The organism is Aeromonas molluscorum 848, assembly GCF_000388115.1.
Lineage (GTDB): Bacteria > Pseudomonadota > Gammaproteobacteria > Enterobacterales > Aeromonadaceae > Aeromonas > Aeromonas molluscorum.
This window is the reverse complement of record NZ_AQGQ01000018.1, coordinates 17,395-38,733: the sequence shown is the minus strand read 5'-3', so window position 1 is coordinate 38,733 and position 21,339 is coordinate 17,395. Positions and strand designations below refer to the sequence as shown.

Sequence of the window (21,339 nt, the reverse complement as noted above, 5' to 3'; positions counted from 1 at the left end):
GGGTCATTATCTTGCCCACATCATGGAGCAGTCCCCCCAGGGTCAGCTCCTTGAGCACGTTGCGCTCGAGCCCCAGATAGCGGCCAAAGTTGGCGAGCAGTATGGCCACGTTCATGGAGTGCTCCATCAGGTAGGCATCCTTGGCACGGATGCGCGCCAGGCAGAGCATGGCATCCCCGTGGCTGAACATGGTGTCGACCATCTCCTCGGCCACGGCGGCGAGCGGCGTGATGTCGATGGGTTCGCCGGCCTTGAGATGGCGAATGAACTTGCCTTGCAGCTCGCGGGCTTCTTGATAAAGGCGGCGGATCTTGAGCTCGCGCCCTTCCCCCTGAACGCGGGGCTCCTGCATGGCGCGCATCGACGGGATCGGCGCGCCCGGCTTGTCGGTCGCCTCCGGAGCCTTGTCCTGACTCAGTTGGCTGCGACTGAGATCGACCCGTACCCTCAGCACGCCGCGAGCCACCAGGGCTGCAATCTGGCGCTCGTTGCTGACCAGCCCGCTCTGGCAATCTCCATTTCACCCCGCTGGCTGATGATGCCCACCACGAACATGCCGGGCTTGAGGTTACTGACAGTGATGACGGGGTGGGGGGAGGCTGAGGTCATAGGTTTCCGCCTTTATTATGGTGTCGGTTAACTAAGGCCGATGATGGAAGGAGTCTACCCCTGTTTCCGGGTGCGTCACAGGTCGGGCTGGCGTTAATGCTGGAGTTGTCACGGTTGGACTATATAATGTCGCCCTTTTCCCGATGGCAATATTGAGGTAGTGAATGCGGCTCGATAAATTTCTTTGCGACTGCTCCGATCTGACCCGCTCCCTGGCGGGCCGAGTGATCAGGCGAGGAGAGGTCATAGTGGATGGCATTGTGGTCAAACAACCCGCTTTCCATATCAATGAACAGAGCCAGATCGAGTTTGACGGCGTCACACTGAGCCTAGACAGGCGCAACCGCTACTTCATGCTGCATAAACCGGAAGGCTATGTCTGCTCCAATGAGGATCCGGACCACACGACAGTGTTCGCGCTGCTGGATGAGCCGGCTGTCGGCAAGCTGCATGTGGTGGGTCGCCTCGATCTCGATACCACTGGCTTGGTGCTGATCAGCGACGATGGTCAGTGGTCCCATCGCATTACCTCGCCACGCCATGAGTGTGCCAAGACTTACCGGGTCTGGCTGGCGGATCCGGTACACCAGGATGCGATATCCCTGTTTGCCGATGGTGTTTTCCTGCGCAACGAGACAGATAAAACACGCCCGGCCAAGCTCGAACTGCTGGGCGAGTGCGAGGCGAGACTGACCATACAAGAAGGCAAGTACCATCAGGTAAAACGGATGTTCGCCTCCATCGGCAACAAGGTGGTCGGCCTGCACCGTGAGCAGATCGGCAGTCTGATGCTGGATGAGACCTTGGAACTTGGTGAGTACCGCGAACTGACTGCCGAAGAGATTGCCCTGTTCTGAGCAAGGTTGTCGTAAGCAATCCGCTGTTGAACAATAGGGTGCCCGGTGAGTGGCCCGAGGATATCGGATGGTAAGACGGCGGGGGCTGACAGGCCCCCGCCGTTTTTTGTGGTCGGCATCAGTCGCTTTATCAATTCATCGTCCCATCCCTGAATGTCAGGGGCCACGTATCTCCAACCCCATGCGATGGGGCGCGACTCAATGGCCGTTACTCATGCCCAGCACCAGTATGGTGCCCAAGGTGGCGAGCAGGGCGCCAGCCCAGGCGGGCAGACTGGGGCGCTGACCCGAATGCCACCAGAGCAGGGGGAGCAGCACCACCGGGGTGGTGGCAGAGAGAATGGCCACCATGCCCACATCGCCCTGGCGCAGAGCCACCAGGATCAGTGTCATCCCCAGGGCCATGGCCAGGAAGCCATTGATCCCTATCATGGCAAGGATGGGGCGATTGATCGGGTTGAGCGGCATGGCGAGGGGCACCCGCAACAGACGCAGCACGCAATGGGCAAACAGGGCGCTGGCCATGCGCACCCCGGAGGCGCTGACCGGATCTATGTCGCTGCCTGCCATCACCGGCTTGGCAATGATGGCCCCCAGGCTCTGGCACAGGGCGGCGGTCAGGCCAAGTCCGATGCCGATGGCGATGTGGCCGCGAACTTGTTCCCAGTCATGGGACTGGCCGCGCCGGCCAAACAGTATGGCCAGCATGACCCCGATGAGCACCAGCAGGGCGCCAAGCAGCCGCCAGCCAGACAGCGTCTCGTCAAACAGCCAGAGGCCAAGCAGGGCGGAGAAGAGCGCATGGCAGGAGAAGAGCAGGCCGCTGCGACGTGGCCCTAGCCGGTTCATGCAGGCGAACAGGGCGGTATCGCCGATAAAGATACCGATGAGGCCAGAGAGGATCAGCAGAGGCACGGCCCCGCCACTCAGGCTCTGCCAGCCCCCTGTCGCCAGGCTGGCGCCCCCCAACATCAGGCTGACCAGAAACATGCGCCAGCGACTGTAGGCGAAGGCCCCCAGATGGCGAGCCGGTTTGACCGATATCAGGGCGGCGACCGCCCATAAACTGGCTGCAGCCAGCGCCAGCCACTCGTACCCCATAAAGCCCCCCGAACAGGCAGTCAGAAAAAGGTGTCAGGTGGCCACCATTGCCACTCCCTTGACCTTTATAAAACAACGGAAAAAGTCACTGGAAAACCGTATCAGGCCGATAGCTGCCTCAGTGACTCATACTTCATACAAACAGCGGAAAAAAATAGCCCGAAAGACTCCATCTCAGGGGCGAGCCGGATACAATACGGGGCGTTTTCGGGGATAACAAGGACGGCATCATGCATTCGTCATCAGGCGCGCCGTCGGCCTTCCCCTCTTGTTGATAAAGCATTGCGAAAAGAGGTCAGTTGTATGCGTCATCGTGTTATCCATCCCGTCCTGCGTCGGGTCTCCTCCCTGTTGTGTGCCTTGCTATGCGGCGGCACCCTGAGTCAGGGCGCCTTCGCTACGCCCGTCGATGCCATCGCGGACTTCGCCCCCCGCCAGACCCTGGTCAAGGGCAATGGTGCCGAGCCGGAGTCCCTGGATCCGGCCCTGGTGCGTAGCGGCTTTCCCGGTGAAGTCATCCTGGTCGACCTGTTCGAGGGACTGGTGAGCGAAAATGGAGAGGGCAAGATAGTACCGGCCCAGGCAATGCGCTGGGAGCAGAGTCCGGATGGTCTGGAATGGCGCTTCTTCCTGCGCCCCAACCTCAGTTGGTCCAATGGCACGCCCCTCAAGGCCGAGGATTTTGTCTATGCCTGGCGCCGCCTGCTCGATCCCGCTCTCGCATCTCCTTCGGCGGAACTGATGCTGGCCACGGGCATCAACAATGCGGGTTCCATCTATGCCGGCGCCCTGGATCTGGACATGTTGGGGGTGGCCGCCGAGGGAGATCAGATCCTCAAGGTGACACTGGAGCGGCCCGTTCCCTATTTTTTGCAGCTCATCAGCCAGCGTCCTTTCGTGCCGGTGCCACGGCAAGTGATTGCCGAGTTCGGCAAAGGGTGGACCCAGCCCGCTCATCTGATCAGCAATGGGGCCTACCGGCTCACCAGCTGGGTGATGAACGAGCGGCTGGAGGCTGAGCGCAACCCCTCTTATTGGGACAACAACCACACCCGCATCGATAAGGTCACCTATCTGCCGCTTGCCTCACAGCATGCAGAGCGGCTGCGTTACGAGGCGGGAGAGATCCAGCTCACCAACAGAGTCGCCCAGGAGTACTATGCCCGCATCAAGGCCAGTGCCCCCGAACGGCTCTGGGGCCTGCCGCTGCTTGGCACCTATCTCTATAGCTTCAACCTGAACAAACCCGAGTTGCAGGACGTGCGGGTACGCCAGGCACTGAGCATGGTGCTCGACCGCCAGCTGCTGACCGCCAAGGTCAGTGCTCAGGGTGAGGTGCCCAGCTGGAGTCTGCTACCCGACATGCCGGGCTATATCGCCACCCTCCCTGAGCTGGCGAGCGCCACCCAGGATATCCGTAGCGCCATGGCCGCCAGACTCCTCAAGGAAGCAGGTATAGACGAGGCTCATCCTCTGCGCCTGACCCTCACCTACAACAACTCGGAGAACCACAAGCGCATGGCGCTGGCGGTAGCCAGCATGTGGAAGCCCCTCGGGGTCGAGGTCGAACTGCGCAACATGGAATGGAGCGCCTATCAGGCGGCCAAGAACAGCGGTGACTTCATGATGGCGCGCTCCTTCCTGTTTGGTGATTATGTGGAGCCTTCTGCCATGCTCAATGCCCTGCGCTGCCTGGATCCGCAAAACGAGAGCGGCTACTGCAATCCCCAATATGATCAGCTGCTGGAACAGGCTGTTGTGACCCTGGATGAGCAGCGCCGCAATCACCTCTATCAGCAGGCTGAGCGTCTGCTGGAGCAGGATGTGCCAGTCATCCCTCTTTATCACTACAACCAGATGCGGCTGGTCGATCCCCTGTTGCGCGGTCTGCCCACCGCCAATCTCAAGGGAACCATTGCCACCAAGGATCTCTATTTCGTCGCCCCCGAGAGGGCTGAGCGATGAAACTTGCCATTCTCTCGGATCTTCATGGCAGCCTGAGCGCGTTTGATGGCGTCATGGCCTGGCTCGCGCCCTGGCAGCCGGATCATCTGCTGCTGCTCGGGGATCTGCTCAACCATGGCCCGCGCAACCCGGTGCCCGAGGGCTACCAGCCAGCGGCCCTGGCCGAGCGGCTCAACACCATGGCGAGCCGCATCCTGGCGGTACGGGGCAACTGCGACTCGGAAGTAGATCAGATGCTGCTCGATTTTCCCATGATGGCGCCCTACAACCAGTTGCTGGTCGATGGGCGCCGCTGGTTCATGAGCCATGGTCATCTCTATCAGGCGGATGGCGTGCCCCTGCCACCGGGCAGCCTCTACCTGAGCGGTCATACCCACCTGCCCGAGCTGACATGCACTGGGGAGGGGGATCTGAAGAGGATCATGGTCAATCCGGGCTCGATCTGTTTTCCCAGGGGCGAACTGCCTGCCAGCCTGATCTGTTATGAAGCGGGGGAGTTGAGTCTGCGGGCGGCGCAGGATGGTCGTGTATTACAACGACTCTCCCTGACAGGGGGGTAAATCAGGGGGCTGTATCGAGAAAGGCGTGAGGCGGTGGTGAGCCTGAGTGCGCTACGCGATAAAACCATGGATCACGAGTTCGGGTCAGTAAAGGGATTGGCTGAGAAACAAGGCACAAAGGATGCACTTAAGAGTGCAGGGCAGGAAAAACGGGAGAGGTCAGGCCTTGATCCCCGGGGAGCGGGTACCGGAGCGGGTGTTGCCCTTGGCATCATAAGTGAGAGAGTTTCTGTCCCGCAGTTGGTTGAGGAATCCGGCGAGGCGACGATTGGAGACGATACTCAGTTCCAGCAGGCGACCATTGGTATCGTTTTGCTGCTGGCAGGCGGCCAAAGCATCGGCGATCCTGGCCATGATATACGGTTGGCTCGCGAGCCCATCCTGAAGATCAGGCTGTTCAGCCAGATTTTTATCCAGCGTCTCTATGGCGCCCAGCAACTGCTGTTTACGCTCGGCCAGCGTAGGCAACTCCAAGGCACGGCGTTGCTTGAGCAGTTCAAACTCCTCGCTCAGCAAACCCTGCATCTGGGCCAGCTGATCATGCTGTTGTTGCAGCAGCGCAGCCAGACTCATCATCCCAGGGTTTTTTCCAGCTTGGCTTCGAAGCTGAACATCTTCTTGGCAACCGCGTCGTTATTGACCTGATACTGGCCACTGGCCACGGCTTTCTTCAGGCTCTCCACCCGACTCTCATTTCCGGTCGATGCCGAGTTGAGGTTCTTCTGTACTTGTTGCAACTGTTGCGCCTCACTGGTCAGGGAGACTGAATCGACCTTGACCTGAGTGGCGTGGGCATCTTGTCCGCCGTTGGTCGACTTGGCCACGCTGCTCTGGCTGTTACCGGTATTATTTTGTACCCGATTACCTGCCAAGTTGTTGATATTGTTAATAGCCATATGGATTACCTTAATTCGCTTTGCTGCCTGCTTACCCGTTTATCGGTCTAAACTACCGGAACTTTAGGGAAAATTACCAAAAAAACGTTCAGAAGCTGACGATAACGGAGCCGACTGACTGCACTTGGCCCTGCACCGTCCTGCCGGACCTGATATTAATCAGCTTGATCATGTCGCCGAAGCTGCCATCTTGCAAGGCGCGAGCCATGGTTTTGATCTGCATGCTGCTGTTTTCGGCAATGAGGGTAACCTGATCCCCTTTGCAGATCACACAAATCTGGTTGAGACGCACCGGTTGGCCGGGTCTGAGTTCGCGTTTGCTGCGTGTGCCGACCAGTGCCTCTATGTCCTGTATATAGTCGCCACGGATCTGGGTCTGATCCTCATAGGCCTGGATCAGCTGGTTGCGACCGAGGATATCCCCCTTGGCGATGGCTTCCGAGACGGTGATATAAGGCTTTTGAATACTGACCCGCACCGGCAGATAGAGACCCCAGCCCGGCGTCTCGTTGCACTTGAGGTAGATGGTGGTGTTGCGTCTGATCTCCATCTTGGCAGGCAAGCTGATGTCGAGATCACTCTCGCAGGCGGTGAGCTGTAGACGGGCATCTATACTGGCGGCGCTGACCTCGGCCCGGGCATCGAGGGGCAAGGAGAGCTGATCCCGGACAAAGTCCTCCGCCCGGGCTTGCAGCTCGGCACTGATATCGGATGCCAAGGCCTGGCTGGCCCCGCTGAGCAGCAACAGGATGAGGAAAAGTCTGTTAATCATTTTCGTCCGCTGGTCGATAAGTGGATAACGTATAAGACAACTGTTCACTATGCTTGCGCCAAGATGGGTTTCTGGAACCGCTGGAAATCTGGCGCGAGTCAACATGGCGCATGCTCAACATGCATGAATAATGCCAGGCGTTTTTTAGGGAGTGTTTATGGCCGGTATTCTGGACTCGGTAAACCAACGGACTCAACTGGTCGGGCAAAATCGCCTGGAGTTGTTGCTGTTTCGGCTCAATGGGCGTCAACGATTTGGCATCAACGTCTTCAAGGTGCGTGAGGTGCTACAGTGTCCTCCCTTGACTGTCATGCCCAAGCTCAACCCTTGCATTCGTGGTGTGGCGCATATTCGTGGTCAGACTATCTCGGTGATCGATATCAGCATGGCGATGGGCAATAGGCCCATCGCCGATCTTTCCAAGTGCTTCATTATCATCTCGGAATACAACCGATCCATCCAGGGCTTCCTGGTGCAGTCGGTCGAACGAATCATCAACATGAACTGGGAATCTATCTTGCCGCCACCCAAGGGGGCAGGGCGCATCAACTACATGACGGCGGTCACCGAGGTCGATGGCGAACTGGTGGAGATCCTTGATGTGGAGCGGATCCTCAACGAGATCTCTCCTGTGTCGACGGAAGTGAGCCAGGAGCTGGTGGCTGTGAGCACAGAGCACAGCACCCAGGGGCGCCCCGTGCTGGTGGCGGATGACTCCTCGGTGGCGCGCAAACAGGTACAACGGGCACTCGATGCCATCGGCGTGCAATGCGTGCTGGCAAAAGATGGCCGCGAGGCTCTCAACATGCTGTTGGAGATGGCTAAAAATGGCCCGATCAAGGATCAAATCGCCCTGGTTATCTCGGACATAGAGATGCCCGAGATGGATGGTTACACCTTCACCGCCGAGATCCGCAACAATCCCAGCCTGAAGGATTTACATGTTATCCTGCATACCTCCCTCAGTGGGGTGTTCAACCAGGCTATGGTGCAGAAGGTCGGGGCGAACAATTTTATCGCCAAGTTTCAGCCCGATGAGTTGGCCAAGGCCGTTCAAGGCGCACTCTAAAACAAGAAGAACGCATACATGAAGACACTGTCAGACGACTTATATAAGCAATTCAGCAGCTTTCTGGCGCTGCAGTGCGGAATTGTGCTGGGTGACAACAAGCAATACCTGGTGAAGAGCCGCCTGTCCCCCTTGATGGCTCAGTTTGGCATCGAGAGTCTGTCTGAATTGGTGACTCGTTCCATGAGCCTGCGTGAGCGGGAATTGAAGATGGCGGTGGTTGATGCCATGACCACCAATGAGACCCTCTGGTTTCGGGATGCCTATCCCTTCCAGCTGCTCACCGACAAGCTGTTTCCCGAGCTTGGCAAGAGTGGCCGACCCATCAAGATCTGGTCGGCGGCCTCCTCCTCCGGCCAGGAACCTTACTCCATCGCCATGTCGGCGCTGGAGCAACAGGTCAAGCGTCCTGGCACCTTGCCGGGCGGGGTACAGATCATAGGCACAGACATCTCCAGCACTATGCTCAATCAGTGCAAGGAGGGGGTCTACGACAGCCTGGCACTGGCCCGTGGTCTCTCCCCCGAGCGCAAGAAGATGTTCTTCGAGCCCCATGGTGACAACAAGATGCGAGTTGTGGACCGTGTCAGAAAATTGACAACCTTCCGCCCCCTGAATCTGCTGGAGAGCTACAGCTTGCTTGGCAAGTTTGACATCATCTTCTGCCGCAACGTGCTCATCTACTTTGCCCCTGAAGTGAAGTCAAAGATCCTCAACCAGTTCGCTGCCAGCCTGAATCCGGGCGGTTACCTGATGCTGGGAGCCTCGGAGTCCCTGGCGGGTCTCACCGACAGGTTCGAGATGATCCGCTGTAACCCCGGTATTGTTTACAAAGTCAAATAACCCCTCCCTATCTCCTCCTTTGGCACACCTCTTGCTAAGAATCCAGCAAGCAGGAGGTGTGTTATGGCAATTTCATTCGACAAGGCTTTTGGTGTTCATCAATACACGTTGAGCGTGCGCGCCAAACGTGCCGAGGTGCTATCTAGCAATATCGCGAACGCGGATACCCCAGGTTTCAAGGCCCGGGACATCAACTTCGCCGATGCCATGGCCCAGGCGCAGCAGCATCAGCAAGGGTTCAGTCTGGCCACGACCAGTGAGCGCCACTTCGCCTTGAACATGGACAAGCCGGGCACATCCCAGTACCGCAACCCGCTCCAGCCCGATACAGGGGACGGCAACACCGTCGATCTGCAGCAGGAACGCAGCGAGTTTTTGCGTAACAGCCTCGAATACCAGACCTCGGTTGAATTCATGAACGGCAAGATAAGCGGCCTGCTCAAGGCCCTCAAGGGAGAGCAGGGATGATGCAGCCTGAATGTCTCCTTAGCCACATAGCCGCCCACCTCATGAATGACCAGATACGCCGTGGCCTGGACCAGGCCTTGCAACAAAACAAGGAGCACCGCAATGAGTTTGTTCAAGGTCTTTGATATCGCAGGTTCCGCCATGAGTGCCCAGTCGGTGCGACTCAATACCGTGGCCAGCAACATGGCTAACGCCGACAGCGTCAGCTCCAGCGTGGAAGGAACTTACCATGCCAGGCGGCCAGTTTTTGCCGCTCAGCTTGAACAGGCCATGTCCGATGGACAGGGGTCGGTTGGCGTCGAGGTGAAGGGCATCGTTGAGAGCAAGGCTCCGCTGCTCAAGGAGTTCAATCCCAATCATCCCATGGCTGACAAGGATGGCTTCATCTTCAAACCCAACGTCAACATGGTCGAGGAGATGGCTGACATGATCAGCGCCTCGCGCAGTTACCAAACCAACGTCCAGATTGCCGATTCTGCCAAGCGCATGCTGCAGCAGACGCTCAATCTGGGTAAGTCCTGATAGGGGGCGGCAAGTAAATGGCAGATACCTATGACAGCGTGCTGGGCGTCAACCGCGTTTCGTCGAATCAGACCGCAAGCACTGTCCAGAAAAAGGAGTTGGATCAGGAGTCGTTCCTCAAGCTGCTGACCATGCAGCTCTCCTATCAGGATCCGTTCAAGCCGGTGGACAACGCGCAGATGTTGTCCCAGATGACGTCCATGTCCACCTCGGAGGGGATCAACAACCTCTCCTCCCAGATGGAGAGCCTCAACAGTCTGATGACCTCGAGCCAGGCGCTCCAGGCCTCGGCCCTGGTTGGTCAGGATGTGTTGATCCCGTCCAATACCGGCTATCTGGAAAAGGGCGGCGACATTTCTGGGGTCATTGCGACCGGTGATGGTGGCAGTAACGTCAAGGTGACGGTGAAAGATGAAAGTGGCCAGGTGGTCAAGGAGTTCTCCCTGGAGGGCGATCACCAGGGCAATGTGGCCTTCAACTGGGATGGCCTGGACAAGGACGGCAACCCGGCCAAGACAGGCAAGTACCAGATTGAAGCCAGCGCCACCGTGGCGGGCAAGTCGGAGAGCCTGCCGGCCCTGACCTATGCCCAGGTGGAGAGTGTCACCCTGGGGTCGGCCAGCTCGCCCAGCACCCTGAAACTCAAAGGCTTGGGCGGTATCTATCTCACGGATGTGCTGGAAATTTCCGGTTCCGGCAGCAAGTCGACCACGACGCCCACCCCAACCAACAACGCAGTGATCTAAGGAGAAAGACATGTCATTTAACAATGCCCTCAGTGGCGTCAATGCGGCTCAAAAAGACCTGAACGTCACCGCGAACAACATTGCTAACGTCAATACCATCGGCTTCAAGGAGTCCCGCGCCGAGTTCGCCGATGTCTATGCCAACTCCATTTTCGTCAACTCCAAGACCCAGGTAGGTAATGGCGTGGCGACCGGTGCAGTCGCGCAGCAGTTCCAGCAAGGGGCCTTGCAATTTACCAACAACTCCCTGGATCTCGCCATTCAGGGCAACGGCTTCTTCGTCACCTCGGACGGCGTCAGTGCCCTGGATCGCAGCTATACCCGGGCCGGTGCCTTCAAGCTCAATGAAAACAGCTACATGGTCAATAACTCCGGCGGCTTCTTGCAGGGTTACGAGATCAATGCCGACGGCACCCCCAAGGCGGTGAGTCTGAATGCCACCAAGCCTATCCAGATCCCGGACAAGGCGGGTGAACCCAAGCAGACCACCACCGTCGAGGCCAGCTTCAACTTGCCAGCCAACGCCACCCCTCAGGTCGTCAACCCCTCTACTTTCGATCCCAAGGACTCGACTACCTACTCCTCCTCTACATCGGTGGTTTCTTACGACTCCCTTGGTGAGCCCCATACCGTCACTCAGTACTTCGTCAAGGATGCCGATCCGCTGGATCCCACCAAGTCGGCGAGCCCGACCTCCTGGCGCATGTATCTGTACGAGGGGGACAAGCCCATCGACATCGCCGGCGGCAACGCGACCACCCCGGCGGGGGGTCTGGCGACCCCGCCACTGAGCGCCAACATCACCTTCAATGCCGATGGCAAGGTCAACACCATCACCCCGGCCATCGTCAAGACGGAAGCCCTGGGCACACCGGGGGCCGGCGTCATCGACAATGGCGCCGATCCCACCCAGGCGATCGAGATAAAATTCGGCACGGTGACGCAGTACTCGTCCCCCTTCGAAGTCAATAAATTGACCCAGGATGGCTCCACGGTAGGCCGCTTGACCAAGGTCGAGATCACCAATGACGGTATCGTCTCCGCGACCTACAGCAACGCCACCACCGTCAAGGTCGCCATGGTGGCCATGGCCAAGTTCGCCAACCCGCAAGGCTTGACCCAGGTGGGGGATACCTCCTGGCGCGAATCCCTGCTCTCCGGCGATGGGCTGCCGGGTACCCCGAATTCGGGTACCTTCGGCTCCATCAAGTCGTCGGCACTGGAGCAGTCCAACGTGGATTTGACCTCGGAGCTGGTGGATCTCATCACGGCCCAGCGCAACTTCCAGGCGAACTCCCGTTCTTTGGAAATCAACAGCTCGCTGCAGCAGACCATATTGCAGATCCGCTGATCGATTCGTGGTTGGTATGCAAGGGCGCTTCGGCGCCCTTTCTTTATATATCAATGCCTTAAAATCGAAGTGATCTTATTGGCATCTTAATTGCTTTATCCACGTCAGAGTCATCTGTTTGACGGAGGATCCCATGGACCACCTGCTTTATATCGCTATGTCCGGTGCCAAAGAGAACATGAACAGCCTGGCTGTGCGTGGCAACAACCTGGCCAACGCCAACACCACTGGCTTCAAGTCTGACTTCGAGCAGGCTCGCGCCATGCAGGCGTTCGGCGAAGGCTTGCCGACGCGGGTATTTGCCATGACCGAACGGCCCGGCCAGAACCTGCAGCATGGTTCCCTGATGACCACGGGGCGGGATCTGGACGTGGCGCTGGATGGCCAGGGCTGGATCGCGGTACAGGATGGCAAGGGCGGCGAAGCCTTCACCCGCATGGGCAATCTGGAGTTGAACGCGACCGGCAATTTGCAGACCAGTACCGGGCTCAATGTGGTGGATGACGCAGGCAGGCCCATCGTGCTGCCGCTGCCCCTCGAGAAGCTGGAAATCAACAGGGACGGCACCATCACGGGTCGCCCGGAAGGGGCTGCCCCCAGCCTGCCGGAGGATTTCCAGCGCATCAAGCTGGTCAAACCGGCTGCGGATGCGGTGGAGAAAGGGCAAGATGGCCTGTTTCGCCGCAAGGATGGCCAGCCAGAGCCGGCCTCCGCCGATGTGGGGCTGATCGCCGGCGCGCTGGAGAACAGCAACGTCAATGTGGTCGACGAGATGACCAACCTTATTCGTTTGCAACGTCAGTTCGAAACCCAGGTCAAGATGATGAAGACGGCCCAGGAGAACGACGAGGCCCAAACCCAACTGCTGCGTATCAGCTAATTAGGAGCCAGACATGAATCCTGCACTTTGGATAGGCAAGACGGGACTGGATGCCCAGCAGACCAACATCGCCGTCACCTCAAACAACCTCGCCAACGCCAGTACCGTTGGCTACAAAAAATCCCGAGCCATCTTCGAAGACTTGCTCTATCAGAACATCAATCAGCCGGGGGGGCGCTCCTCGGCCGATACCGAGCTGCCGTCCGGCCTGATGCTGGGGGCGGGCGCCAAGGTGGTCGCTACCCAGAAGAGCTTCAGTCAGGGCAACGTGCAGACCACGGACAACTCTCTGGATCTGATGATCAATGGTCGTGGTTTCTTCGAAGTGCAACTGCCCGATGGCAGCAGCGCTTACAGCCGCAACGGCCAGTTCACCCTCAATGACGAGGGCACTATCGTCACCCCGGGCAACGGCTATCCCTTGCAGCCCGAGATCCAGATCCCGGAAAACGCCCAGAGCGTCACCATAGGCGAAGATGGTCAGGTCTCCATCCAGCTCAAGGGCGATGGTCAGTCCCAGGTGATTGGCCAGATCAACATCAGCGACTTCGTCAACGCTTCCGGCCTGCAACCCATGGGTGAGAACATGTTCCTCGAAACCCAGTCGAGCGGCGCCCCCATCGAAGGCACGGCCGGTGCGGACGGACTCGGTGTCATCAAGCAGGGCATGCTGGAGGTCTCCAACGTCAACGTCACCGAAGAGCTGGTCAACCTCATTCAGGCCCAGCGAGTCTACGAGATGAACTCCAAGGTGATCTCGGCGGTGGACTCCATGATGTCCTATCTGACCCAGCGGTTGTAATGGGAGCCTCATGATGAAAACCATCTGGATGCTGAGCCTGCTGGCGCTGGGGGGCTGCACCAGCACCCTCAATACCGCCAAGCCGGACGACCCCGAATTCGCCCCCGTCTATGGCGACTCGGAGCCGGTTTCCGTGCGTCCGACCGGCGCCATCTTTCAGCCCGATCAGGTCAATGGCATCTACTCGGACATCAAGGCGCACAAGGTCGGTGACATCATCACCATAGAACTGTCCGAGTCGACCTCAGCCTCCAAGAAGGCCAATACCCAGACCGGCAAGGACAACAAGTTCAACCTGGATCCGGTCAGCCTGGGGGGCGTGCCTATCACGGCCGGTGCCTATGACTTGTCCGCCTCCATCGGCCAGAATGCCGCATTCAAGGGACAAGCCAAGGCGGATCAGAGCAACAGCTTGCAGGGCAGCATCTCGGTCAGCGTGGCCAAGGTACTCAGTAACGGCAATCTGGTGGTGCGTGGCGAGAAGTGGATCATGCTCAACAACGGCAACGAATACATTCGCATCACAGGCCTCATCCGCCCCGAAGATGTCACCTCGGACAACAGCGTCTCCTCCCAGAAGGTGGCCAATGCCCGCATCCACTACGGTGGCACCGGTGACCTGGCCAATACCCAGGAACAAGGCTGGCTGACCAGCTTCTTCAATGGTCCCTGGTGGCCGCTCTAGTGCGAGGAGAACCCATGAAACGACTCCGTCCACTCTGTCTGTGCTGCTGTCTGTTACCCCTGGTGGCCAATGCCGCCCGTATCAAGGACATCAGCTCAGTCGAAGGGGTACGTAACAACCAGCTGCTGGGCTATGGCCTGGTGGTGGGTCTGCCCGGCACCGGCGAGAAGAACAACGCCTTCACCGAGCAGACATTTCGTACCATGCTCAACAACTTCGGCATCAAGGTGCCCGACAACATCAAGCCGAAGATAAAAGACGTGGCGCCGGTCGCCATTCACGCCGATCTGCCCCCCTTCTCCAAGCCGGGTCAGACCATAGACGTGACCGTCTCCGCCATCGGTGAGGCCAAGAGCCTGCGGGGCGGTACCTTGCTTCAGACTTTCCTCAAGGGGCTCGATGGCCGTGTCTATGCGGTGGCCCAGGGCAGTCTGGTGGTCGGTGGTCTCGGCGCCGAGGGGGCCGATGGCTCCAAGGTGGTGGTCAATACCCCGACCGTGGGTCGCATCGCCAATGGCGCCACCGTCGAGCGTGAGGTGCCCAACTCCTTCAGTCAGGGCGATACCATTACGTTCAACCTCAATCGCTCCGACTTCACCACGGCGCGTCGCCTGGCAGAATCCATCAATAATCTGGTGGGGCCTAATACCGCTCAGGCCCTGGATGCCACCTCGGTCAAGGTGTTTGCCCCCCGGGATCCGGGTCAGCGAGTCTCCTATCTCGCCACCATAGAGAACCTGGAAGTGGATCCGGGTGCCGAGGCGGCCAAGATCATCGTCAACTCGCGCACTGGCACCATTGTCATTGGCAGCCAGGTCAGGCTCAAGCCTGCGGCCATCAGCCATGGCGGTTTGACGGTGACCATTGCCGAGAACCAACAAGTCTCCCAGCCCAATCCCCTGGCGGGCGGGCAGACAGCGGTCACCAACAACTCCACCATCAATGTGCAGCAAGAGCCGGGGCGTATGTTCAAGCTCGATACCGGCGCCACCCTTGATGATCTGGTCCGGGCGGTGAATCAGGTCGGGATAGCCCCGGGCGATCTCATGGCCATCCTCGAAGCCCTGCAGCAGGCGGGTGCCATCGAAGGCCAGCTGGTTATTTTGTAACAGTCTCCAACCTTGGCTGCCCCGTGGCAGCCAACCGGCAAGGGCTTGCCACAGGCGGCAAAGAAGGTAAGCAAGATGGCGAATATCGACAATAAAGGCGTGGATTTGGGCATGGTGCAGGATATCCAGAACCTGGATAAATTGCGTCAAATGAGCCTGACCAAAGAGGGTAAGCAGCAGGCACTCCAGTCGGCAGCCCGCCAGTTCGAATCCATCTTCAGCCAGATGTTGTTCAAGGGTATGCGCGAGGCGAGCCAGGCATTGACCGCGGACAACCCCTTTAGCAGCAGCTACACCCAGTTCTACGAAGGCATGCTCGACCAGCAACGGGTCTCCGACATGTCAGGGAAAGGGGGACTGGGGCTGGCCGACATGGTGGTCAAGCAGTTCTCCCCTGACAGCTTCAAACACGAAGATGGCCGTGTGCTCAAGTTGCCCCAGCGCACCGAACGGGCGCACAAACCCTATGTGGCACCGACCGGCAGCGAGCATGGTCTGATCGAAGCCTCTAAAGTTGGCAAGGATTTTGCTGAAAAGACCATGGAGTCGGGAGAGCTGGCCGGCAGTACCACGGTTGGCAAGCGCCATCGCAGCATACCCGCCATGGGGCAGCAGGCCCCCCAGGGACTGCGCGATGCCTCGACGAGCACCGGTTTTGACTCGCCAAGCGACTTTGTCAGCAAATTGATGCCCCTGGCCAAGAAGGCCGCCGACAAGCTGGGATTGAATCCGGCTGTACTGGTTGCCCAGGCTGCCCTCGAGAGCGGTTGGGGTAAACGGGTCATCAAGGATGGAGACGGTCAGATGAGCCATAACCTGTTTGGCATCAAGGCTGATCAGCGCTGGCAAGGGGACAAGGCCGTGGTCAGCACGCTGGAGTATGAGCAGGGAGTCGCCTCTCGCCAGAAGGCGGCGTTTCGCTCCTACGACTCGTTCGAAGAGAGCTTCAATGACTATGTTGACTTCCTGACATCCGGGAGCCGTTACAAGGGCGCCTTGGCCAAGGCTGACAGCCCGGATCGCTATTTTGAGGCGCTGCAGCAGGCCGGATATGCCACCGACCCCCAGTATGCCAATAAATTGAAACAGGTATTGCGCAGTGGACCCATTGCCCAATACACAGACACGGAGCTGTAAAGCATGGCAAGCGATCTGCTTGGGATAGGAACATCTGGGGTACTGGCGCATCAGAAACTGCTGCAAACCACCAGTAACAACATCGTCAACGTCAATAGCCAGGGCTATACCCGTGAACGCACCCTGATCTACACCAATGCCATCGGCTTTGGCACGGGTGAGAGCATGAGCGAGCGGGTGATCAACCAGTATGCCCAAGGCGAACTGCGCCGGGATACCTCCGCCTTCAGCGCTTCCTCCATGCGTTTCGAACAGCTCTCTACTGTGGACAGCCTGCTGGGGGATACCAGCAATAGCGTCGGCACGGCCATCACCGCCTACTTCAAGGGGTTTCATACTGCCAACGAGTCGCCGGCGGATCTGGGCTCGCGCAATACCACCCTCACCGGGCTTGGCAGCATGGTAAACCGCTTCCATACGCTCTCGTCCCAGTTCGACAAGCAGAGCGATGTCATCAACGACCGCATCGATGACGAGACCCTGCAGGTCAACAGCCTGCTGAGCAACATCAACGAGATCAACAAGGCAATAGTGCGCACCCAGGGCACAGGGGAAGAGAACCTGATGCTCTACGATCAGCGCGATAATGCCATTGCCCAGCTGTCACAGAAGATGGATATCCGCACCGTCACTCAGCCAAATGGCAGCGTGCTGGTCAACATGAGTTCGGGCCACTCGCTGGTGCTTGATGGCTCCGTGGCCCAGTTCAGTGTCATCCCCGGGGATCCCGACTCCAGGGACAAGGAGCTGCAGCTCAATCTCGGTAAGAATCAGGCCAAGATAGACAACAAGGTACTGGGGGGCGGCCTTGGCGGCCTCTTCTCTGCCCGTCGCGATCTCGAACCGACCAAGCGTGAACTGGGTCAGCTCGCCATCTCCTTGTCCGATGCCATGAATCAGCAGAATCGCTTGGGCATGGATCTCGACAACGAACTCGGTGGCGACCTCTTCTCCTTGCCCAGCAGCGAAGGTCTGCCCTTTGCCAAGAACACAGGTTCGGGGGAGGCTATGGTCAACTTTGTGCCCGGCAAGGGGAGCGAGGTGACGGCCCTCGATTATGAGGTGAGTTTCAGCAGTGCCACTGGCTTTGAGGTCTTCTCCATCGGCAGTGATGGCAAGCGTTCCTCCATTGCCACCGGCAGCACGCCGCCCGCGAGTTTCGAGGTGCCGGGTCATGGCATCTCCATCGACTTGTCCGGCACGCCAGCGGCAGGGGACAAGATATTGCTGCAACCGACCAAGCAGGCGGCAGCCGGGATTGAGAAGCTGATCAACCGCGCCGAGGATCTGGCGCTGGCTTCTCCCCTCAAGGCCGATAAAAACAGCCAGAATCTGGGCTCGGGCATCATCTCTCTCGGCACCATAGGCAACACGGGGGCAGGCTCCGGTTTTGCCAACAACAACTTGGACCCGAATGCGCCGCAAGTGGTCAAGGTTGACGACAGTGGTAACTACGAAGTGTATGGTGCCGATGGCACCACCCTCATCGGTGTGGCCCCTGCCAGCAGCAAGGGCCAGAACCTGATGGCCGCCCTCGAGAGTCCCCTGGGTGGCCCCAAGGTGTATGCCGATCCGGGTCAGAGCCCTGGCTATGAATTCAGCATCACGGGCCAGGTTCAGGCCAATGACAGCTTCACCCTGAGCTACAACAAGAACGGCTTCTCCGACAACGCCAACGGCCTGGCCCTGGCCGAGTTGCAGAACAAGGATCTGGTCCGCAAAAGCAGCAGCTCAACCAGTGGCAATGACAAGATGACCTTTAACGAGGCCTATACCGGGCTGGTGGTCGGGGTGGGCAACAAGACCAGTCAGGCCAATACCGAAATGTTGGCCAACAAGGGCAAGCTGGAGCAGAGCAACGAAATATTCGAGAGCGTCTCCGGGGTCAGCCTGGATGAGGAGGCGGGCAATCTCATTCGTTTCCAGCAGGCCTATGCCGCCTCGGCCCAGGTGGTCAGCACCGCCAAAACCATCTTCGACACCCTGTTGTCCTCAGTGAGGTAAGTCATGCGCATCACCACCAACATGATGTACAACCGCGGCCTCTCCTCCCTGAGTGCGGCGGCCGAGCGGCAGAATACGGCCTATGAACAGCTCTACTCCGGTGACAAGTTCAAGACGCGGGGAGGAGTCCCTCCGGCATGAGCCAGAAGATGGCGCTCACCAAGGAGATAGACCTGTTCCAGCAGTATGGCGTCAACGGCAGCCTGCTGGAGAACAGCCTGGGTCATGAGGAGACCATACTCAGCTCCCTCAACGATGCCATGCTCAGTGCCCAGACCCTGATGCAAAAATCGAACGACTCGGCCCTGGGCCAGGCGGATCGCGAGTCCGTGGCCAAGGAGCTGGAAGGGCTGCAGCAGCAGATGTTCGACCTGATGAACAGCAAGAACTCACAAGGGGAGTACATCTTCGGCGGCAACCAGAGCAAGACTCAGCCCTTTGTGAAAGATCCCGGCGGCAACTATGTATTCCAGGGCGATACCGGTCAGCGGGAGATCCAGGTCTCCTCCACGGTGCGCATCCCCGCCAATGATTCGGGTCTGGATCTGTTCGAGACGGTGCCGACCCGGCGCACTGCCAGTGCCGATACCGGCAATATCCAGGTCAAGGTGGGAGCCCAGGGACAGTTCGACAATTTCTATCGCACCAACTACGACAGTGCCCTGGCCAGCAACAAATACACAGTCACCACAGTGGCGGGGGTGCCGGATAGCTACCAGATCACGGACGTGGGCGGCAATGTGCTGCAAAATGGCGACTATGTGGCAGGGGAGGATATCAATTTCAACGGCCTCACCCTCAATCTGGACCAGGGGGCGGGTACAGTGCAGGAGTTCTCTCTGGATCAGCCGAAGAACGACAATATTCTCAATGGCATTTCCGATTTTATCGGCGCCCTGCGTGATCCCAATATCACCAATGGCGACTTCCAGTTGAGCGCGCAAGATGCCCAGGCCCACCTCAGCAATGCACGTCAGCGCATGGATAGCGGGCTCGGCGCCCTGGGAGGGCGGATGAACAGCCTGGAACAGGTCATGAGTTCCAACACCGGGCTCGATACCCTCAATCAGCAGGCCAGGGCCAAGGTGTCCGAGATAGATCTCTACGAGGTGATCTCGACCCTCTCCAAGGAGAACGCGGCCATGAGTGCCTCGCAGCAAGCCTTTAGCAACATCAGCAAGCTGACCCTGTTCGACTATATTCGCTAACGGGAACTGAGAGTTGTAAGGGATTGTTAATAAAGACTCATATCGTTTGACTCCATCGCGGGTCTGACCGACCATGACAGGGCAGGCAAGGTGCGTGGCATCTGCCTGCTTTTTTTCGCAGCATCTCGTTAGGCGAGGCTCCTGCATAAACACAGGCCACTGATCTCACGACGTCGAGAGACGCCCAAGCTCAGGACAGTTATCATCGGATTAAGGTGTTAACCCAAGTGGCTTCCGGCTCGCCGGATACGTTATGCAGTGCTAAAGCTGGTACGTGGGGATGGTGACACGCCGAACGGCGTCATTTCCTGCCTATTTTCTCGTCCATCAATTGCTGTTTTCTTATCAGCCCATCCCTGCCGGGATCACAAAGGCTCATATGTGATGAAGAAAACACATCTGTTACTGAACCGTCATCAACTGCTTGACCTGCCCACTCTGCAAGCCTGGCTCGACAACGAGCTGGCCCCGGATGCGCGGGCCGCCCAACTGTTCGCCCTGCGCCAGGAAGAGCTCAACTGTCTGTTTGACACCCTGGGGCCTGACGGGGCCCGCCTGCTTGGCATGCTAGCCCGCACCAGCGGTGCCCGGCTCTTGCTGCGCCTGCACCCGAGTGTGCTGACGCTGGTGCAGGACAAGATCCCGCGCCGGGAGCTGCTTGCCATGTTGCGCAGCCTGGGCAAGCGGGATCGCGCCACCTTGCTGGCGAATCTGCCATCGGCGGCGAGTGTCCAACTCGAGGGGTTGCTCAGCTGGCCGAGCGAGTCGGTGGGGGCGCACATGCGCCACGACTTCTTCACCCTGAAAGGGGAGGAGTCCATTGCCAGCGCCCGGCAGCGGATCCACGATGCCTGGGACAACGCCGAGGTGTTCCAGGATATCTATGTGGTGGATGAGAGAGGTCAGCTGCTCGGCTATCTCTCCCTCAAGACACTGCTGGTGGCCGAGCCAGAGCGTGCGGTATGCGAGCTGATGGATAAAGATCTTATCCGTCTTGATGCCCGCATGGATCAGGAGCTGGCGGCGCGGATGGTGGTGGAGCGGGATCTGCTCTCCCTGCCGGTCGAGTCCGATGGTCGCCTGCTTGGTATCTTCCACCTGGATGATGCGGCCGACATACTCGAGCTCGAATCCACCGAGGATGCCGAACTGCAGGGGGGCTCATCTCCCCTTGAGGTGCCCTACCTGCATGCCACCCCTTGGCAGTTGTGGCGTAAACGCATCGCCTGGTTGCTCATTCTGTTCGTGGCCGAAGCCTATACCGGCACTGTGCTGCGCGCCTTTGAAGAGCAGCTGGAGGCGGCCATCTCACTGGCATTCTTCATCCCGCTGCTCATTGGCTCCGGGGGCAACAGCGGCACCCAGATCACCACCACCCTGGTGCGCGCCATGGCGGTGGGGGAGGTGAGTCTTCGCAATCTGGGGACAGTGCTACGCAAGGAGATCACGACCGCCATGCTGGTCTCGGTGGCCATGGCCCTGGCCGCCTGGGTGCGGGCCTGGAGTCTCGGGGTTGGGGTGGAAGTGGGCGTGGTGGTGACTTTGACTATCATCGCCATCGTGCTGTGGAGCGCCGTTGTCGCCTCCATCATTCCGCTGTTGCTGCGCCGCTTGCGGCTGGATCCGGCCGTGGCATCAGCCCCCTTCATCTCGACCCTGGTCGATGGCACAGGTCTCATCATCTATTTCGAGATAGCCAAGCTAATTCTGCCCGACCTCAACTGACGGGCGCGATGAAACGAAAAAAGGCAGCCC

22 protein-coding genes, 1 pseudogene and 1 riboswitch are annotated in these 21,339 nt (G+C 58.8%); of the genes and pseudogenes, 17 read left to right on the top strand and 6 right to left on the bottom strand.

Features of this window, described 5'->3' with window-relative positions; translation table 11 throughout:
• Together G113_RS04970 and G113_RS22195 are read right to left on the bottom strand one after the other, a co-directional pair.
• A partial coding sequence (locus G113_RS04970; RefSeq protein ID WP_456236277.1) for an HD-GYP domain-containing protein occupies window positions 1-454 on the bottom strand: 454 nt, incomplete at its 3' end.
• Window positions 448-609, bottom strand: a complete 162-nt coding sequence (locus tag G113_RS22195) for a hypothetical protein (RefSeq protein WP_005894538.1) — start codon at window positions 607-609, stop codon at window positions 448-450. The genes G113_RS22195 and G113_RS04970, both read right to left, overlap by 7 nt.
• 164 nt (window positions 610-773) lie before the next feature.
• Here G113_RS22195 and rsuA point away from each other — a divergent pair, with 164 nt between their 5' ends.
• Entirely contained in the window at window positions 774-1,466 is a 693-nt protein-coding gene (gene rsuA, locus G113_RS04965) for a 16S rRNA pseudouridine(516) synthase RsuA (RefSeq protein WP_005894536.1), read from the top strand.
• A gap of 198 nt (window positions 1,467-1,664) precedes the next feature.
• Here the strand turns inward: rsuA and G113_RS04960 are convergent, their stop codons facing one another.
• Window positions 1,665-2,567 (bottom strand): DMT family transporter, encoded by a 903-nt coding sequence (locus G113_RS04960; RefSeq protein ID WP_005894534.1) that lies wholly within the window; start codon window positions 2,565-2,567, stop codon window positions 1,665-1,667.
• Window positions 2,568-2,870: 303 nt separating this feature from the next.
• Here G113_RS04960 and G113_RS04955 point away from each other — a divergent pair, with 303 nt between their 5' ends.
• Complete coding sequence (locus tag G113_RS04955) at window positions 2,871-4,532, top strand: peptide ABC transporter substrate-binding protein (protein WP_005894532.1); 1,662 nt, start codon at window positions 2,871-2,873, stop codon at window positions 4,530-4,532.
• The gene (gene yfcE, locus G113_RS04950; protein WP_005894530.1) at window positions 4,529-5,092 is read left to right on the top strand and encodes a phosphodiesterase; all 564 of its coding nucleotides are present in this window, start codon (window positions 4,529-4,531) and stop codon (window positions 5,090-5,092) included. Before G113_RS04955 ends, yfcE begins: the two co-directional genes overlap by 4 nt.
• A 159-nt stretch (window positions 5,093-5,251) precedes the next feature.
• Here yfcE and G113_RS04945 read toward each other — a convergent pair whose 3' ends face one another.
• From G113_RS04945 to flgA, 3 genes are all read right to left on the bottom strand, one after another.
• Entirely contained in the window at window positions 5,252-5,668 is a 417-nt protein-coding gene (locus G113_RS04945) for a flagella synthesis protein FlgN (protein ID WP_005894528.1), read from the bottom strand.
• Window positions 5,665-5,988 (bottom strand): flagellar biosynthesis anti-sigma factor FlgM, encoded by a 324-nt coding sequence (gene flgM, locus G113_RS04940; protein WP_005894527.1) that lies wholly within the window; start codon window positions 5,986-5,988, stop codon window positions 5,665-5,667. The genes G113_RS04945 and flgM overlap by 4 nt, the downstream gene beginning before the upstream one ends.
• A gap of 88 nt (window positions 5,989-6,076) precedes the next feature.
• Window positions 6,077-6,760 (bottom strand): flagellar basal body P-ring formation chaperone FlgA, encoded by a 684-nt coding sequence (gene flgA / locus G113_RS04935; protein WP_005894525.1) that lies wholly within the window; start codon window positions 6,758-6,760, stop codon window positions 6,077-6,079.
• Between the two features lie 157 nt (window positions 6,761-6,917).
• On the opposite strand from flgA, the gene G113_RS04930 reads away from it, so the two are divergent.
• The 14 genes and pseudogenes from G113_RS04930 to mgtE all read left to right on the top strand — a co-directional run bounded on the left by G113_RS04930 (window position 6,918) and on the right by mgtE (window position 21,309).
• Window positions 6,918-7,829, top strand: coding sequence for a chemotaxis protein CheV (locus G113_RS04930; protein ID WP_005894523.1), 912 nt, complete (start codon window positions 6,918-6,920; stop codon window positions 7,827-7,829).
• An 18-nt stretch (window positions 7,830-7,847) separates the two neighbouring features.
• Window positions 7,848-8,672: a CheR family methyltransferase gene (locus tag G113_RS04925; RefSeq protein ID WP_005894521.1), complete on the top strand. Its 825-nt coding sequence runs from the start codon at window positions 7,848-7,850 to the stop codon at window positions 8,670-8,672.
• Between the two features lie 63 nt (window positions 8,673-8,735).
• Entirely contained in the window at window positions 8,736-9,140 is a 405-nt protein-coding gene (gene flgB / locus G113_RS04920) for a flagellar basal body rod protein FlgB (protein WP_005894518.1), read from the top strand.
• Window positions 9,141-9,242: 102 nt separating this feature from the next.
• Window positions 9,243-9,662, top strand: coding sequence for a flagellar basal body rod protein FlgC (gene flgC / locus G113_RS04915; RefSeq protein WP_005894515.1), 420 nt, complete (start codon window positions 9,243-9,245; stop codon window positions 9,660-9,662).
• Window positions 9,663-9,679: 17 nt separating this feature from the next.
• Window positions 9,680-10,408 (top strand): flagellar hook assembly protein FlgD, encoded by a 729-nt coding sequence (locus tag G113_RS04910; RefSeq protein WP_005894511.1) that lies wholly within the window; start codon window positions 9,680-9,682, stop codon window positions 10,406-10,408.
• 10 nt (window positions 10,409-10,418) lie between these two features.
• Window positions 10,419-11,759 (top strand): flagellar hook protein FlgE, encoded by a 1,341-nt coding sequence (gene flgE / locus G113_RS04905; protein WP_005894508.1) that lies wholly within the window; start codon window positions 10,419-10,421, stop codon window positions 11,757-11,759.
• A 133-nt stretch (window positions 11,760-11,892) separates the two neighbouring features.
• Window positions 11,893-12,639 carry a flagellar basal body rod protein FlgF gene (locus G113_RS04900; protein WP_005894506.1) on the top strand — a complete coding sequence of 249 codons (747 nt, stop codon included), beginning with the start codon at window positions 11,893-11,895 and terminating at the stop codon, window positions 12,637-12,639.
• A gap of 13 nt (window positions 12,640-12,652) precedes the next feature.
• Window positions 12,653-13,441, top strand: coding sequence for a flagellar basal-body rod protein FlgG (flgG, locus tag G113_RS04895; protein ID WP_005894504.1), 789 nt, complete (start codon window positions 12,653-12,655; stop codon window positions 13,439-13,441).
• A gap of 13 nt (window positions 13,442-13,454) precedes the next feature.
• A complete protein-coding gene (flgH, locus tag G113_RS04890) occupies window positions 13,455-14,126 on the top strand; it encodes a flagellar basal body L-ring protein FlgH (protein ID WP_005894502.1) in 672 nt (223 codons plus the stop codon).
• A gap of 14 nt (window positions 14,127-14,140) precedes the next feature.
• Window positions 14,141-15,235, top strand: a complete 1,095-nt coding sequence (locus G113_RS04885) for a flagellar basal body P-ring protein FlgI (protein WP_005894499.1) — start codon at window positions 14,141-14,143, stop codon at window positions 15,233-15,235.
• Between the two features lie 75 nt (window positions 15,236-15,310).
• Window positions 15,311-16,372 carry a flagellar assembly peptidoglycan hydrolase FlgJ gene (gene flgJ / locus G113_RS04880; RefSeq protein WP_005894497.1) on the top strand — a complete coding sequence of 354 codons (1,062 nt, stop codon included), beginning with the start codon at window positions 15,311-15,313 and terminating at the stop codon, window positions 16,370-16,372.
• Window positions 16,373-16,375: 3 nt separating this feature from the next.
• Window positions 16,376-18,376, top strand: coding sequence for a flagellar hook-associated protein FlgK (gene flgK / locus G113_RS04875; protein ID WP_005894494.1), 2,001 nt, complete (start codon window positions 16,376-16,378; stop codon window positions 18,374-18,376).
• A gap of 3 nt (window positions 18,377-18,379) precedes the next feature.
• Window positions 18,380-19,584: pseudogene (gene flgL / locus G113_RS04870) on the top strand (flagellar hook-associated protein FlgL).
• Between the two features lie 117 nt (window positions 19,585-19,701).
• Window positions 19,702-19,871, top strand: a riboswitch (M-box (ykoK) riboswitch).
• A gap of 97 nt (window positions 19,872-19,968) precedes the next feature.
• Window positions 19,969-21,309, top strand: a complete 1,341-nt coding sequence (gene mgtE / locus G113_RS04865; RefSeq protein WP_005894492.1) for a magnesium transporter — start codon at window positions 19,969-19,971, stop codon at window positions 21,307-21,309.
• The last annotated feature ends 30 nt before the right edge of the window (window positions 21,310-21,339 follow it).

What these genes read in the sequence shown, in the direction of transcription:
- flgK (WP_005894494.1), top strand. Translation starts at nt 16,376, where the DNA reads ATGGCAAGCGATCTGCTTGGGATAGGAACATCTGGGGTACTGGCGCAT.
- G113_RS04925 (WP_005894521.1), top strand. Translation starts at nt 7,848, where the DNA reads ATGAAGACACTGTCAGACGACTTATATAAGCAATTCAGCAGCTTTCTG.
- mgtE (WP_005894492.1), top strand. Translation starts at nt 19,969, where the DNA reads ATGAAGAAAACACATCTGTTACTGAACCGTCATCAACTGCTTGACCTG.
- flgG (WP_005894504.1), top strand. Translation starts at nt 12,653, where the DNA reads ATGAATCCTGCACTTTGGATAGGCAAGACGGGACTGGATGCCCAGCAG.
- flgH (WP_005894502.1), top strand. Translation starts at nt 13,455, where the DNA reads ATGAAAACCATCTGGATGCTGAGCCTGCTGGCGCTGGGGGGCTGCACC.
- G113_RS04960 (WP_005894534.1), bottom strand. Translation starts at nt 2,567, where the DNA reads ATGGGGTACGAGTGGCTGGCGCTGGCTGCAGCCAGTTTATGGGCGGTC.
- G113_RS22195 (WP_005894538.1), bottom strand. Translation starts at nt 609, where the DNA reads ATGACCTCAGCCTCCCCCCACCCCGTCATCACTGTCAGTAACCTCAAG.
- flgM (WP_005894527.1), bottom strand. Translation starts at nt 5,988, where the DNA reads ATGGCTATTAACAATATCAACAACTTGGCAGGTAATCGGGTACAAAAT.
- flgB (WP_005894518.1), top strand. Translation starts at nt 8,736, where the DNA reads ATGGCAATTTCATTCGACAAGGCTTTTGGTGTTCATCAATACACGTTG.
- flgC (WP_005894515.1), top strand. Translation starts at nt 9,243, where the DNA reads ATGAGTTTGTTCAAGGTCTTTGATATCGCAGGTTCCGCCATGAGTGCC.
- rsuA (WP_005894536.1), top strand. Translation starts at nt 774, where the DNA reads ATGCGGCTCGATAAATTTCTTTGCGACTGCTCCGATCTGACCCGCTCC.
- flgE (WP_005894508.1), top strand. Translation starts at nt 10,419, where the DNA reads ATGTCATTTAACAATGCCCTCAGTGGCGTCAATGCGGCTCAAAAAGAC.
- G113_RS04955 (WP_005894532.1), top strand. Translation starts at nt 2,871, where the DNA reads ATGCGTCATCGTGTTATCCATCCCGTCCTGCGTCGGGTCTCCTCCCTG.
- flgJ (WP_005894497.1), top strand. Translation starts at nt 15,311, where the DNA reads ATGGCGAATATCGACAATAAAGGCGTGGATTTGGGCATGGTGCAGGAT.
- G113_RS04885 (WP_005894499.1), top strand. Translation starts at nt 14,141, where the DNA reads ATGAAACGACTCCGTCCACTCTGTCTGTGCTGCTGTCTGTTACCCCTG.
- flgA (WP_005894525.1), bottom strand. Translation starts at nt 6,760, where the DNA reads ATGATTAACAGACTTTTCCTCATCCTGTTGCTGCTCAGCGGGGCCAGC.
- G113_RS04900 (WP_005894506.1), top strand. Translation starts at nt 11,893, where the DNA reads ATGGACCACCTGCTTTATATCGCTATGTCCGGTGCCAAAGAGAACATG.
- G113_RS04945 (WP_005894528.1), bottom strand. Translation starts at nt 5,668, where the DNA reads ATGATGAGTCTGGCTGCGCTGCTGCAACAACAGCATGATCAGCTGGCC.
- G113_RS04910 (WP_005894511.1), top strand. Translation starts at nt 9,680, where the DNA reads ATGGCAGATACCTATGACAGCGTGCTGGGCGTCAACCGCGTTTCGTCG.
- yfcE (WP_005894530.1), top strand. Translation starts at nt 4,529, where the DNA reads ATGAAACTTGCCATTCTCTCGGATCTTCATGGCAGCCTGAGCGCGTTT.
- G113_RS04930 (WP_005894523.1), top strand. Translation starts at nt 6,918, where the DNA reads ATGGCCGGTATTCTGGACTCGGTAAACCAACGGACTCAACTGGTCGGG.